This is a genomic window from Gryllotalpicola sp. CP2-P1 (assembly GCF_057512245.1).
On record NZ_JBLRDT010000069.1, the window covers coordinates 1 to 13,244 of the forward strand.

The following is a 13,244-nucleotide window of genomic DNA, read 5'->3' on the forward strand; positions in this document are numbered from 1 at the left end:
GGCGCCCCGTCGCGAACCCGGCCGCGCCGGCGACGGCGCTCAAGACCTGCTCGGTCGCCGGCCCCGCCTCCGACGGGCGCCTCGGCACCCTCGAAGCCCAGGTCGTCGACGCCAAGACCGGGCAGGTGCTGTTCGACCGCAACGGCAGCACGGCCGCGCCGACCGCGAGCGTCATGAAGACGATCACCGCGGGCGCCGCGCTCACGGCGCTCGGTGCCGACTATCGGATCTCGACGACCGTCGTGAAGGGCTCGCAGCCCGGTCAGGTCGTCATCGTCGGCGGCGGCGACCCGACGCTCAGCGCGGGCCACGGCTCGTGGTTCCAGGGCGCACCGACGCTGACCGACCTCGCCGACCAGGTCAAGAAGGCCTGGGCAGACGACCCCGCCAACGACGGCCAGCCGATCACCTCCGTCGTCGCCGACGCGACGCTCTTCGGCGGCCCGATGTGGCAGTCCAGCTGGGACGAGCAGGAAGAGCGCGCGAGCCTCGGCTCGACCGCCTACATCGCGGCGCTGATGGCCGACGGCGACAAGAACGACCCGACCAAGCTGCAGACGCCGCGCGGCACCGACCCTGTCGGCGACGCGGGCAAGGCCTTCGCGCAGGATCTCGGCGCGAACTACGACGGCGAGGCGAAGGCGCCGCAGGGCGCGGCCCAGCTCGGTGTCGTGAAGTCGCAGCCCGTGTCGGCGCTCGTGACCGAGGCGCTGCAGAACTCCGACAACACCGTCATGGAGATGCTGGCGCGCCTCACCGCCATCAAGGAAGGCGCCGGCAACACCTTCGGCGCGATCGACGCAGGCGACACCGCCGCGCTCAAGACGATCGGCGTCGACCTGTCGGGCCTCACGATCATCGACGGCTCGGGGCTTTCGGCCGACAACCGCGTGCCGCCGTCGTTCTTCTCGGGTTACCTCACGAAGGTGCTGAACCGTGAGAACGGCCTCGGCGTCATCTACGACGCCCTGCCGATCTCCGGTCAGTCGGGCACGCTGACGCAGGGCTACGGTCGCTTCGTCGGGGCATCCGCGGTCGCCGTCGGCAAGATCCACGCGAAGACGGGGTCGATCAACGGCGCCTACACGCTCGCGGGCGTCATCGACGCGAAGGACGGCTCGAAGCTCGTCTTCTCGATCTACGCCCTCGGCAATGTCGGCGACAGTGCCCGCGGCGCGATCGATGCGCTGGCGGCCGCGATCTACAGCTGCGGCGACAACCTGTCGAACAGCTGACGCCGCGCCGCGCCGGGGCTTCTGCCCCCGCCGCCGCCGGAGTTTCTGCGTCCGCCGCCGACACCTGCGTCCGCCTTCGCGGACGCAAATGTCGGCCGCGGGCGCATAACCTGAGGTCATGAGCCGCGCCCTGCTGATCGTCGACGTGCAGAACGACTTCACCGAAGGCGGGTCGCTCGGCGTCGCGGGCGGCGCGGCCGTCGCGGCCGGGATCACCCGCCTGCTCGACGAGCGCGGCGACGCCTACGACCTCGTCGTCGCGAGCCGCGACTGGCACGACGGCGGGAGCGACAACGGCGGCCACATCTCCGACCACCCCGACTTCGTCGACTCCTGGCCGCCGCACTGCATCAGCGGCACACCCGGGGCCGAGTACCACCCCGCGCTGGCATCCGATCGCATCGATGTGCACATCAAGAAGGGGCAGGGCAAGCCCGCCTACTCGGCGTTCGAGGGTGCCGACGACTTCGGCAAGGGCATCAGCGAGGTGTTCCAGGCGCACGGCGTGACCGACGTCGACGTGGTCGGCATCGCGACCGACCACTGCGTGCGGGCGAGCGCGCTCGACGCCCTGCAGGACGGCGAGCGGGTGCGCGTGCTCACCGACCTGATCGCGGGCGTGGCGGATGCCTCGTCGGCCGCCGCCCTGCAGGAGCTGGCCGCCGCGGGCGCCGAGCTCGTGACGAGCGACGCCGTCGGTGCCGCGCCCTCTGCCGAATAGCCGGTCGTCACGAACGCGGCTTATCCGCGCGCGTGGGCCGCGTTTTCGACGACCGGGCGAGCGGCTCAGCGGCGGGTCGTCACAAACGTGCCTCATCCGCGCGCGCGTGCCGCTTAAGTGACGACCGGGGGTCAGCGGTCAGCGGGCGGGCTGCAGGGCGCCGTCGACGCGGCGGGCGATCCCCCAGGGGTTCGATTCCTGCAGCGCAGGGGGCAGCGCCGCATCCGGCACGTCCTGGTAGGCGACCGGGCGCAGGAAGCGGCCGATCGCCGCGGTGCCGACCGAGGTGGTCGCCGGGGCCGTCGTCGCGGGGAACGGCCCGCCGTGCTGCTGCGCGTAGCTCACCGTGACGCCGGTGGGCCAGCCGTTCCAGAGCACCCGCCCGGCGTGGCCCGCGAGGGTGCGCAGCAGGGCGGCCGTGTCCTCGCCGTCTTCGGCGTGCACGCCGGCCGTGAGCTGGCCGCCGATGCTCGCCGCGATCGCCTCGAGCTGCTCGGGGGAGTCGTACTCGACGATCACGCTCGCGGGGCCGAACATCTCGTGCTCGAGCAGCTCGGGCGCAGACAGCACCCGCTCGGCCGGGGCGCGGAACACCGTCGCCTCGGGAGCGCCCTCGGCACCCGGCAGGGTCGTGAGCGGCTCGACCCCGTCGACCGAGGCGAATTCGTCGCGCGAGCGCTCGAACGAGGCCCGCAGCGAGTCTGAGAGCATCTCGTGGGGCGGCACGGGCGAGGCATCCGCGAGGCCCGCGACGAGCTCGTCACGCGAGGTCGCCGGCACGACGAGGTAGCCGGGCTTCGTGCAGAACTGCCCCATGCCGAGCGTGAACGAGCCGACGAAGCCGGCCAGGATCGCGTCGCGCCGCGCGGCCCACGCGCCGGGCGTGACGAACACGGGGTTGGTGCTGCCGAGCTCGCCGTAGAACGGGATCGGCTCGGGCCGGTCGGCGGCGAGGGCGGCGAGCGCCTGGCCGCCGCGAGTGGATCCGGTGAACCCCACCGCCTTGACGAGCGGATGCTGCACGAGAGCCGGCCCGTCCTCATAGCCCTCGACGAGCGCGAACAGCCCGCTCGGAGCGCCGACCGCGCGCAGCGCCTCGACCGCGAGTCGCGCGGTCTCGCGCGCGAGCCGCGGATGGGCGGGGTGCGCCTTGTGCACGACGGCGCAGCCGGCGGCGAGCGCCGAGGCGCTGTCGCCGCCCAGCACGCTGAACGCGAAGGGGAAGTTCGAGGCGCCGAAGACGCCGACGACACCGAGCGGCTCGCCGACGCGGCGGATGTCGGGTCGCGGACCCATGCCCCAGCCCGGGTCGGCGTGGTCGATGGTGGCGGCGAAGGGGTCGCCGCTCGCGGCATCCGCCCCGAGCAGTCGCAGCTGGAACGCGGTGCGCGTGAGCTCGCCGGTGAGGCGCACGATGGGCAGGTGGCTCTCGTCATGGGCGAGGGCGACGAGGTCGTCGGCATGCGACTCGAGCGCGTCGGCCAGGGCCTCCAGCCAGGTGCGGCGGGTGGCGGGCGAGACCTCGCGTGCGGCCTCGAAGGCCGATTGGGCTGCGGAAACGGCGGCGTCGACGGTGAGCGTCTGGGTGTCGGTCACGCTTCCACACTAGGGGCGCGGGCGCGATCCGGTTTGGCTAGGGTCGGATTGTGCCGACTCCCCAATTCGTTCTGCGGCTGCGCGAGAAGATCGGGCACCAGGAGCTCTGGCTGAGCGGGGTCACGGCGGTCGTGCTGCGCGGCGAGGGCGACGAGCGCGAGGTGCTGCTCGTGAAGCGCGCCGACAACGGCGAGTGGACGGCCGTGACCGGCATCGTCGACCCCGGCGAGCCGCCCGCCGTAGCGGCCGAGCGCGAGGTGCTCGAAGAGACCGCGGTCACCGCCGTCGCCGAACGGCTCGCGCGCGTGCACGTCGAGGACCGCGTGGTCGTCTACGGCAACGGCGATCGCTCGCGCTACCTCGACCTGACGTTCCGCTGCCGCTACGTGTCGGGTGAGCCGTTCCCCGCCGACGGCGAGAACACCGCGGCGCAGTGGTTCCGCCTCGACGCGCTGCCCGACATGCGCGACGACCACAGGGCGCGCATCGAGATCGCGGCGTCCGACGACGTCGCGGCGCGCTTCCAGCGCTGATTTCCGAGGGGGATGCCTCGGCCGGGCATCCCCGGCGACCACGCCGGCTCTCGCCCGATGTCGGTGGCCCCCGCTACCTTGGTGGCCATGCCCGCACCGGTGATCGTCGCACGTGACCTCGAGAAGTCGTTCGGCGATGTCGCGGCGGTCGGCGGGGTGTCGTTCGAGGTCGCTCAGGGCGAGTCGTTCGGGCTGCTCGGGCCGAACGGCGCCGGCAAGTCGACGACCATGCGCATGGTCGGCGCGGTTTCGCCGCGCACGGGCGGCGAGCTGACGATCCTCGGGCTCGACCCCGACCGGCATGGGCCCGAGATCCGCTCGCAGCTCGGCGTCGTGCCGCAGACCGACAACCTCGACTTCGAGCTGCCCGTGCTCGACAACGTGATCGTCTACGGCCGCTACTTCGGCCTGCCGCGGAAGCTCGTGAAGCAGCGCGCGGCCGAGCTGCTGCGGTTCGCGCAGCTGACCGAGAAGGCGAAGACGCGCATCGACGACCTCTCCGGCGGCATGAAGCGCCGGCTCACGATCGCGCGGGCGCTCATCAACGACCCCAAGATCCTGCTGCTCGACGAGCCGACGACGGGGCTCGACCCGCAGGCGCGGCACATCCTCTGGGACAGGCTGTTCCGGCTGAAAGAGCAGGGCACGACGCTCGTGCTGACGACGCACTATATGGACGAGGCCGAGCAGCTCTGCGACCGCCTGATCGTCGTCGACCATGGCCGCATCATGGCCGAGGGCACTCCGCAGTCGCTCATCCGCCAGTACTCGAGCCGCGAGGTGCTCGAGCTGCGCTTCGGTTCAGAGCGCAACGCGGCCGCCGCCGAGTCGCTCGGCGGCATCGGCGACCGGGTCGAGGTGCTGCCCGACCGCGTCCTGATCTACGCCGACGACGGCGAGGCGGCGTCCGTCGCCGTGCGCGCCCGCGGGCTCGAGGCGCTCACCTCGCTCGTGCGGCGAGCGTCCCTCGAGGACGTGTTCCTGCGGCTCACCGGGCGGAGCCTGATCGAATGAGCGCGATCCCCGTGTCGGCGGATGCCGCGGCCGAGCTCGCCCGGCGCGCTGCCGCGCGCCCGCGCCGCTTCGGCGCCTACTTCGTGTTCGAGCACCGACTGACGCTCGCCCGCCGGCTGTGGTCGTCGAACATCGTGCCCGCACTCGGTCTGCCCCTGCTCTATCTGTTCGCGATGGGGCTCGGGCTCGGCGCTCTGATCGGCGGCGGCGCGGGCGCGCACGACCTGGGCGGTGTCTCGTACCTCGTGTTCGTCGCACCCGCGCTGCTCACGGCGGCCGCCTTCCAGACCGCCTCAGAAGAGTTCATCTTCCCGATCCGACTCGGCTTCAAGTGGAATCCGACCTTCTTCGGCATGAACGCGGCGCCGCTGTCGCCCGGCCAGATCATCGACGGCAACGTGCTCTACACGAGCACCCGCATCGTCGTGAACAGCCTGATCTACTACGTGCTGATGGTCGCCTTCGGTGCGGCGCCGTCGGGGTGGGGCATCCTCTCGGTCCTCGCCGCGCTGCTCACCGCACTGTCGTTCGGCGGCCCGCTGTGCGCCTACATCTCCTCGCTCGACAAAGACGCGAGTCAAGAGACGCTCGTGCTCAGGTTCATCGTCATGCCGCTCACGCTGTTCTCCGGAACGTACTTCCCGCTCGCGCTGATGCCGATCTATCTGCAGTGGATCGGGTGGGTCTCGCCGCTGTGGCATGGCACGCAGCTCGCGCGCGACGCGACGTACGGGCTGGGTGAGCCGGCGTGGCTCATTGCGGTGCACGTCGCATACCTGGTCGTGACCTTCGTCGTCGGGTGGCGGATCGCCCGGCGGCTCGCGCGGAAGAAGCTGAACAAGTGAGCGCCGTCGGGGCCGGCACCAGCGTGCGGCGGCCGTCACGGCTGCTGGGGGCGGTGTTCGCCGGGAATCCGGGTGCGGTGATGGCCCGCAGCTGGACGGCGACGAAGACGACGAACTGGCTCGTGGTGGTGTCGGGGTTCCTCGAGCCGGTGCTCTACCTGCTGTCGCTCGGTGTCGGGCTCGGCAAGCTGATCGGCACGGTCGACACGGGCGGTCAGCACATCAGCTACGCGGCGTTCATCGCGCCGGCGCTGCTCGCGACCTCGGCGATGAACGGGGCCGTGATGGATTCCACGTTCAACGTGTTCTTCAAGCTCAACTTCGGGAAGCTCTACGAGGGCATGCTGGCGACGCCGCTCGGGCCGCTCGACGTCGCGCTCGGCGAGATCATGATGGCGCTGCTGCGCGGTGCCCTCTACGGCCTCGCGTTCCTCGGGGTGATGTGGGCGGTCGGCCTCAACCTGTCGTGGACGGCGTTGCTCGCGTTCCCCGCGCTGCTGATCATCGCCTTCGGCTTCGCGAGCCTCGGCATGGGCGTCGTGAGCTTCATGAAGACCTTCACGCAGCTCGACTGGATCTTCTTCGTGCTGCTGCCGATGTTCCTGCTCTCATCGACGTTCTTCCCGATCACGGTGTACCCGCGGCCGGTGCAGCTCGTGATCGAGTGCCTGCCGCTGTGGCACGGCATCGAGCTCGTGCGCGGGCTCACGACCGGCGTCATCACGACGGCGCTGCTGTGGCACGTGCTCTACTACGCCGGCATGATCGCGGTCGGCCTCGTGCTGACGACGACGCGGCTCAAAGCCCTGTTCCTCAAATAGCGGCCTGCCTCAGACCAGCAGCTGGTGCTTCGCGAGCTCGCGGTAGAGCGGCACGGCGGCCACGAGCTCCGAGTGCGTGCCGACCCCGACGACCTGGCCGTGGTCGAGCACGACGATCTGATCGGAGTCGACGACCGTCGAGAGGCGGTGGGCGATCACGATCATCGTGCGGTCTTCGGCGACCGCGTCGATCGCCTCGCGCATGAGCTGCTCGTTGCGGCCGTCGAGCGACGAGGTCGACTCGTCGAGCAGCAGGATCGGCGGAGCGGCCAGCAGCGCCCGTGCGATCGCGAGTCGCTGGCGCTCACCGCCCGAGAGCATGACGCCCTCTTCGCCGACGGGCGCGGCGAGGCCGAGCGGCGACCGCGCCAGCACCTCACCGAGGTTCACGGCCTCGAGCACGCGACGGCACTCGTCATCGGTGGCGTCGGGGGCGCCGAGGGTGAGGTTGTCGCGCAGCGAGCCGGCGAGGGCCGGGGCATCCTGCTCGACATAGCCGAGTTGCGCGCGCAGCTCGTCGCGCGGAAGGTCGGCGATGTCGACGCCCCCGAGGCGGATGCTGCCCGCGGTCGGGTCGTAGAAGCGCTCGATGAGCGCGAGCGTGGTCGACTTGCCTGCCCCCGAGGGGCCGACGAGGGCGGTGCGCTTCCCCCGTGGCACTTCGAACGACACGTCATGCAGCACGAGGGCCGGGTCTCCATTCGGCTTCGCCGAGTCGACCGGCGAAGAGGCCGCCGAGTCGACCGGGTAGGCGAACGACACCCGGTCGAAGGCGAGGGCCGGGGCATCCGCCCGCAGCTGCGCGAGCGAGGCAGATCGCGCATCGTGCGCGTCCTCGCCCGGCAGCGCGATGATCTCTTCGATGCGGCCGAGGGCGCCGAGCGCCGAGTTCACGGACGTGATCGCGCCGAACGCGTTGCCGAGCGGCATGACCAGCATGAACAGGAAGATGATGAAGGTCACGAGGGAAGCCACCGAGATGGCGCCCGAGGCGACGCGGTAGCCGCCGATGCCGAGCACCACGAGGAACGACACCTGCAGGGCGATGCCCGCGACCGGCACGACGAGGGCGGAGATGCGGGCGACCTGGATGCCCATCTGCCAGGCGCCGCGCGCGTCGTCGTCGACGGCGGCGATCTCGCGCGCGGTGGCTCCGGCGGCGCGGATCGTGCGCACCGATGAGATGGCCCGCTCGACGGCGGCGGTGAGGTCGCCGACCTTCTTCTGAGCGCGTGCCGACGCCGTACGGATGCGGCCGGACAGCAGCACGACGACGACCACGGACACTCCGATCACGAGCACCGTGAGCCCGAGCAGCACGGGGTCGATGATCGCCATGCCGACGAGCGCACCGAGGAAGGTCAGGGCCCCGCCGATCGCATCGATCAGCCCCTGGGTGAGCACGGCGCGCAACGCCGTGGAGTCGGCGCCGACGCGGCTGACGAGGTCGCCCGTGCGGCGGCGGTCGAATTCGGCGATCGGCAGGTTGAGCAGCCGGGCCACGATGCGGCGGCGCGACGAGAGCACGACGCCCTCGCCGGTGCGCTGCAGCAGGTAGTGCTGGTACCCCGAGATGATGCCGGCTACGACGACCAGCGCGACCAGCGCCCACACGAGCCAGCCGAGCGGGCTCGCGTGCTGCACGCGGGTGATCACCTGGTTGACGAGCAGCGGCTGCGCGAGCGAGGCGGCGGCCCCGAGCACCGAGAGCGCGATGACCCAGGCGAGCACGCGCCTGTGCTCGGTGAGATAGGGCAGCAGCTGCCGGAACGAGGCGCGCGGCCCGTCGTCGGCGGGGCGGCGACCGAAGCCGCGGCGGGCGGGTCGGGCGGGTGCGGGGGAGGCGGAAGGTGCGGCGGCGTCACTCATGGCGTGCCGATTCTAGGTTTCGAGCTTGCGTGCGCGCAGACAGCCGGATGCCCCGAGCCGCGGCCCGGGGCATCCGTGGATCTCGATGCGAACGCGCGCTACGCGAGTTCGTTGTGGTAGTCGACGTCCTTCGTCTCGCGGCCGATGATCAGCGCGATCAGCGTGAGCACGCCCATCACCGACAGATACACGCCGACGAGCCAGGTGCGACCGGATGCCGCGCCCCACAGCGCCACCGCGATGATCGGCGCGAGGGCCGCGCCCAGAATCGACGAGATGTTGTAGGCGACGCCGGAGCCCGTGTAGCGCACGTTCGCGGGGAACAGCTCGGGCAGCAGCGCGCCCATGGGCCCGAAGGTGATGCCCATCAGGGTGAAGCCGATCGTCAGGAACGCCTGCACGAGCGCACCCTCGAAGGTCGCGTCGGAGCGCGGGCTGAGGAACAGCTCGAAGGTGAGGCCGAACACGATGATCGCGATGGTCACGCCGATGAGCAGCTTCTTGCGGCCGATGGTGTCGGCGATCGGGCCCGAGATCAGCGTGAAGACGCCGAAGAAGATCACGCCGAGGATCTGCATGAGCACGAAGTGCACGTAGGGGATGCCGAGGCCGGGCACATACGACGCGGCGTCGAACGACGTTCCGGCCTTCGCCGCAGCGGTGGCCGCGGCGTGCGCGGGCAGGCGGGTGCCGTAGCTCAGCGTGAAGGTCGTCATGAGGTAGAAGACGACGTAGGTCGCGAGCATGTAGAAGGTGCCGAGAACGACGCCCTTCCAGTTGCGGGCGAGCAGCGAGCCGAGCGGCAGCTTCACGATCTTGTTCTCGGAGACCGTCTTCTGGAAGGTCGTCGACTCGACGAGGCGCAGGCGCACCCAGAGGCCGATGATGACCATCACGGCCGAGAAGATGAACGGCACCCGCCAGCCCCAGGCGAGGAACGAGCCCGGCCAGATCGTGTTGATCACGAGGAAGACCGCGTTCGCGATGATGAAGCCGATCGGGGCGCCGAGCTGCGGGAAGGTGCCCCACCAGCCGCGCCGGCCGGCGGGCGCGTTCTCGGTCGCGATGAGTGCCGCGCCCGACCACTCGCCGCCGAGGGCGAAGCCCTGCGCGAGGCGCAGGATGATCAGCATGAGGGTCGCCCACCAGCCGATGGAGGCATAGGTGGGCAGGAATCCGATCAGGAACGTCGCGATGCCCATCGTGAGCAGCGACGCGACCAGGGTGCCCTTCCGGCCGATGCGGTCACCGAAGTGGCCGAAGAACATCGCGCCGATGGGGCGGGCGACCATGGCGGCGCCGAAGGTCGCGAAGCTTGCGAGCAGCGCGGTGGTCGGGTCGCCGGTCGGGAAGAACAGGGTGGGGAAGGCGAGGACGGCGGCCGTCGCGTAGGCGTAGAAGTCGTAGAACTCGACCGAGGTGCCGATGAGGCTGGCCAGGATGACCCGGCCGCGCGGATTCGCCGCCGTCGTGTTCGAGGCCTCGAGGGTTGCAGAAACAGACATTGATCCAGTGCGATTCGTGAGATGAGAAGACGGATGCCGGTTGCTGCTCGAGCCGGAAGGGGGTGCAGCCGGCGAGCTATGGCATCGGGACTTCGTCGAGTCGCTTGTGGCGGGTGCGAAGAACAACAGTCTACGCCTCTGCGGCCGGCGCTTCGGCGTGCGGGGCCGCGCCGTCACTAGGCTGGCGGCATGGCTCACGTCTTCATCGCGCTGCACGTCATCTTCGCCGTCTTCATCATCGGGCCGATGGCTCTGCTTCCCCACACGGGGCTGCGCGCGCTGCGGGTGCACGACGCGAAGCAGGTGCGCGGGCTCGCGCGCTCGGTGTCGATCTTCAGCTGGGCGTCGCTGATCGTGTTCGTGCTGGGCTTCGCGGCGCTCGGCGCTGCGGACATCCCGTTCACGAGGCTGTGGGTGTGGCTGTCGGTCGTGCTCTACGCGGGCGCCTTCGTGCTGAGCGTCTTCGTCATCGTGCCGAATCTGAACCGCGGCGCGGAGGAGATCACGAGCGCGGGCGCGTCGCCCGCGGTGGAGGGCGAGAAGCTCGCCAGGCCGGCCGCTTACTCGGCCGTTGCCGCGACCGCCGGCGTGACGACGATCCTGCTCGTGGTCGTCGTGATCCTGATGGCGTTCCGCCCGTGATGCCGGCTCTCTGAGTCATACCCGAATCGCACTTTCCGGGGGATGAGTGGCCGACCTTCGCCTTGATCTCGGTGAACTGCGGCAGCTCTCTGCCGAGCTCGCATCGATCATCACAGACTTCGACGGTGTCGAAGCGCTCTCAGACTCGGTCGGCGCCTCGACCGGGCACGACCGGCTGGGCGACCGCATCAGCGAGTTCGCGCGCAACTGGTCGAAGCACCGCGCGCAGCTGGTGAAGGACGTGCAGACCCTGCACCAGTACCTCGACGATCTCACCAACGGCTTCACCGAGATCGACGAGAAGTTCGCGAAAGCGCTCGAGACCGGCGACCAGACGGCGGCGAGCTGATGGCCGACGCGGAGTACGGACTGCTCAGCGGCGAGCCCGACGAGGTCGAGTCGCACGCCGCCACGGTGGCGCACGTCGCCGAGAAGATCGACGCCGCCGTCACCGCGCTGCGCAAGCTGCAGGGGCTCGACGGCATGCAGGGCAAGGCCATCGCGAAGCTCAGCGAGACGGCAGGCAAGGTCGCGGACGACATCGTGAAGGCGAAGGGCCGCTACGTCGCCGCCGGTGCGGCGCTCGCCGGCTATGCCCCGCAGCTGCGACAGGCGAAGAGCGACGCGCATCACGCGGCCACGCAGCTCGAGCAGCTGAACGGCCAGCTGAGCACGGCGAAGAAGAGGCAGTCGGATGCCGCAGATGCGGCGCGCGCTGCGAGTGGCGCCGACGCCGACCCCGGCCAGTCACAGCAGACCCAGCAGGACAAGAGCCAGGCCGATGCCCACGTCGAAGGTCTGAGCTCCGACATCGCGGCGTGGCAGCAGGCCTGGCACCGGGCCGCGCAGTCGAAGGACGACGCCGGCAACTCCGCGGCCGACCAGGTGCACGACGCCGATCAGCACGACGGCCTCAAAGACGGCTGGCGCGACAAGATCTCTGCCGCGTGGGACGCGGTCACGTCTCACGTGAAGGACTTCCTGAAGAGCGACCTGTTCGACCACCTGCTCTCTGCACTGGACATCGCCACCCAGATCCTCGGCGTCATCGCGCTCGTGCTCGCGTTCATCCCGGTCATCGATGTCGCGGAGCTCGGCATCGGGCCGGTGCTGCTCGGCCTTACCGCACTCACCACGGCAGGGCATCTCGCCCAGGACGCGGCGAAGGGCGACGGGAAGCAGGCGATCATTGACGGCGTCGTCGGCGCAGTCAGCATCTTCGGCGGCGGGGCCGTGAAGGTGCTCGCGAAGAACTTCGCTTCGGTCGCGCGGCCCGCCGCAGAACTGGCGGAAAGCGGGGAGCTGACGAGCGCGGCGCGTGGCGTGTGGGACGTAGCCGAGGGCGCGTATGAGAGCGTCAGCCCGCTCAAGTCCGTGCTGTCCAAGATCGGTTCCCGAGTGACGACCTTCAAGACCGGTCTCACCTCGGGCGCCAAGCTCGCGAAGGAGATCGGAGCCGACGGGGTCAAGGACCTGAAGGGCGGGCCGTTCGGCTGGGTGGTCGACGGATTCAAGGACCCCTATGCGATTCTCGGCACCTCCAAGGAGACGATCGAAGCGCTGAGCAGCTCATCTCTCCGAGCATCCAAGATGATTCCGCTCAGCCTCGCGCAGGGCGTGGTGACCGCCGTCAAGATCAACGAGGAACGCGAGCAGGCTGCGACGGCACTCGGCTTGCCCGAGAACCCGTTCAACTCCGGAGCAGAAGAATGAATTTCGCCGAGTATGCCGCCTTGCCGATCATCGCCGACCTCGATTTCAAGCTTCAGCCGGGTTGGCGCGCTGTGCGTCCGGCCCAGCCGGCAGAGCCGTGGGCGAAGGACCTGGCGAAGCAACTCGCCGGTCGGCGCGGTCGCGCCGCGGTGAAGTCGCTTCAGGCTCAGCTCGAGGCGGTCCATGCGTCATTCGCGCGCCTCGAAGACCCTTACGGGCGGTTTGCGGTGCGGGTTCCGGATGAGAAGCCTCAGGTTGTCTGCACGCTGTTCTACAGAGGGAATTTCGCGCTCGACGAGAAGAGCGAGCTCGCGTCGGTGGAGGCGTACGAGCGAGTGCTGCACAAGCCTGACAGTGAGCCTGGCGCGCGGGTGGAGATCGTGAACGTGTGGCGTGAGACCGTTCCCGCGGGCGAGTACGCCGGCCAGTACAGCGTGATCCACTATCACGACCTGGCGACCGACGAGAAGCACGACGAGGAGCGCGTCTCGATCGGCCTGTTCCCGACCGGCTCGTCGCAGGTGCTCGAGATGGTCTACACGACCCCGGAGGTCGGGGCGAACACGGACCATCTGGTGGAGCTCGTGCGTGAGTCGATGGCGTCGATGACGGTGAGGCTGGCGCCGCAATGACCGACACCCAGGCCTCCGTCGACTACGATTACGTGCTGCCCCTGCCCGGCACCTGGCTGTTCGCTGCCCTCGACGACGACGCACGGCTGAGGAGGGTCGTCGGCGAGGCTGTGAAGCG

General features: G+C 70.1%; 13 protein-coding genes. 10 read left to right on the forward strand and 3 right to left on the reverse strand.

What is annotated here, in order from left to right; translation table 11 throughout:
• Window positions 1-1,235 (forward strand): D-alanyl-D-alanine carboxypeptidase/D-alanyl-D-alanine endopeptidase (gene dacB / locus ACM2XV_RS07375; RefSeq protein WP_487026468.1); only part of this gene is annotated, 1,235 nt, incomplete at its 5' end.
• A 118-nt stretch (window positions 1,236-1,353) separates the two neighbouring features.
• Entirely contained in the window at window positions 1,354-1,956 is a 603-nt protein-coding gene (locus ACM2XV_RS07380; protein ID WP_344775288.1) for an isochorismatase family protein, read from the forward strand.
• A 138-nt stretch (window positions 1,957-2,094) separates the two neighbouring features.
• Here the strand turns inward: ACM2XV_RS07380 and ACM2XV_RS07385 are convergent, their stop codons facing one another.
• The gene (locus ACM2XV_RS07385; protein WP_344775286.1) at window positions 2,095-3,552 is read right to left on the reverse strand and encodes an aldehyde dehydrogenase (NADP(+)); all 1,458 of its coding nucleotides are present in this window, start codon (window positions 3,550-3,552) and stop codon (window positions 2,095-2,097) included.
• Window positions 3,553-3,602: 50 nt separating this feature from the next.
• Between ACM2XV_RS07385 and ACM2XV_RS07390 the strand changes: the two genes are divergently transcribed.
• The 4 genes from ACM2XV_RS07390 to ACM2XV_RS07405 all read left to right on the forward strand — a co-directional run bounded on the left by ACM2XV_RS07390 (window position 3,603) and on the right by ACM2XV_RS07405 (window position 6,765).
• A complete protein-coding gene (locus tag ACM2XV_RS07390; RefSeq protein ID WP_344775284.1) occupies window positions 3,603-4,085 on the forward strand; it encodes an NUDIX hydrolase in 483 nt (160 codons plus the stop codon).
• Window positions 4,086-4,172: 87 nt separating this feature from the next.
• Complete coding sequence (locus ACM2XV_RS07395; RefSeq protein ID WP_344775282.1) at window positions 4,173-5,099, forward strand: ABC transporter ATP-binding protein; 927 nt, start codon at window positions 4,173-4,175, stop codon at window positions 5,097-5,099.
• Entirely contained in the window at window positions 5,096-5,944 is an 849-nt protein-coding gene (locus ACM2XV_RS07400; protein ID WP_487026469.1) for an ABC transporter permease, read from the forward strand. The genes ACM2XV_RS07395 and ACM2XV_RS07400 overlap by 4 nt, the downstream gene beginning before the upstream one ends.
• Window positions 5,941-6,765 carry an ABC transporter permease gene (locus ACM2XV_RS07405; RefSeq protein ID WP_487026470.1) on the forward strand — a complete coding sequence of 275 codons (825 nt, stop codon included), beginning with the start codon at window positions 5,941-5,943 and terminating at the stop codon, window positions 6,763-6,765. The genes ACM2XV_RS07400 and ACM2XV_RS07405 overlap by 4 nt, the downstream gene beginning before the upstream one ends.
• A 9-nt stretch (window positions 6,766-6,774) precedes the next feature.
• On the opposite strand, the gene ACM2XV_RS07410 is transcribed toward ACM2XV_RS07405, so the two are convergent.
• Together ACM2XV_RS07410 and ACM2XV_RS07415 are read right to left on the reverse strand one after the other, a co-directional pair.
• Window positions 6,775-8,634 carry an ABC transporter ATP-binding protein gene (locus ACM2XV_RS07410; RefSeq protein WP_344775276.1) on the reverse strand — a complete coding sequence of 620 codons (1,860 nt, stop codon included), beginning with the start codon at window positions 8,632-8,634 and terminating at the stop codon, window positions 6,775-6,777.
• Window positions 8,635-8,732: 98 nt separating this feature from the next.
• Window positions 8,733-10,139 (reverse strand): MFS transporter, encoded by a 1,407-nt coding sequence (locus ACM2XV_RS07415; protein ID WP_487026471.1) that lies wholly within the window; start codon window positions 10,137-10,139, stop codon window positions 8,733-8,735.
• Between the two features lie 189 nt (window positions 10,140-10,328).
• Between ACM2XV_RS07415 and ACM2XV_RS07420 the strand changes: the two genes are divergently transcribed.
• From ACM2XV_RS07420 to ACM2XV_RS07435, 4 genes are read left to right on the forward strand one after another with little or no spacing between them, the layout of a single operon-like run.
• Window positions 10,329-10,781 carry a DUF2269 family protein gene (locus tag ACM2XV_RS07420; protein ID WP_487026472.1) on the forward strand — a complete coding sequence of 151 codons (453 nt, stop codon included), beginning with the start codon at window positions 10,329-10,331 and terminating at the stop codon, window positions 10,779-10,781.
• A 46-nt stretch (window positions 10,782-10,827) separates the two neighbouring features.
• A complete protein-coding gene (locus tag ACM2XV_RS07425) occupies window positions 10,828-11,130 on the forward strand; it encodes a hypothetical protein (protein ID WP_487026473.1) in 303 nt (100 codons plus the stop codon).
• Window positions 11,130-12,494 (forward strand): hypothetical protein, encoded by a 1,365-nt coding sequence (locus tag ACM2XV_RS07430; RefSeq protein WP_487026474.1) that lies wholly within the window; start codon window positions 11,130-11,132, stop codon window positions 12,492-12,494. Before ACM2XV_RS07425 ends, ACM2XV_RS07430 begins: the two co-directional genes overlap by 1 nt.
• Window positions 12,491-13,126 carry a hypothetical protein gene (locus ACM2XV_RS07435; RefSeq protein ID WP_344775266.1) on the forward strand — a complete coding sequence of 212 codons (636 nt, stop codon included), beginning with the start codon at window positions 12,491-12,493 and terminating at the stop codon, window positions 13,124-13,126. Before ACM2XV_RS07430 ends, ACM2XV_RS07435 begins: the two co-directional genes overlap by 4 nt.
• Window positions 13,127-13,244: the final 118 nt, after the last annotated feature.

Coding starts and splice junctions, on each gene's coding strand:
- ACM2XV_RS07420 (WP_487026472.1), top strand. CDS start 10,329: ATGGCTCACGTCTTCATCGCGCTGCACGTCATCTTCGCCGTCTTCATC.
- ACM2XV_RS07380 (WP_344775288.1), top strand. CDS start 1,354: ATGAGCCGCGCCCTGCTGATCGTCGACGTGCAGAACGACTTCACCGAA.
- ACM2XV_RS07415 (WP_487026471.1), bottom strand. CDS start 10,139: ATGTCTGTTTCTGCAACCCTCGAGGCCTCGAACACGACGGCGGCGAAT.
- ACM2XV_RS07410 (WP_344775276.1), bottom strand. CDS start 8,634: ATGAGTGACGCCGCCGCACCTTCCGCCTCCCCCGCACCCGCCCGACCC.
- ACM2XV_RS07400 (WP_487026469.1), top strand. CDS start 5,096: ATGAGCGCGATCCCCGTGTCGGCGGATGCCGCGGCCGAGCTCGCCCGG.
- ACM2XV_RS07435 (WP_344775266.1), top strand. CDS start 12,491: ATGAATTTCGCCGAGTATGCCGCCTTGCCGATCATCGCCGACCTCGAT.
- ACM2XV_RS07395 (WP_344775282.1), top strand. CDS start 4,173: ATGCCCGCACCGGTGATCGTCGCACGTGACCTCGAGAAGTCGTTCGGC.
- ACM2XV_RS07430 (WP_487026474.1), top strand. CDS start 11,130: ATGGCCGACGCGGAGTACGGACTGCTCAGCGGCGAGCCCGACGAGGTC.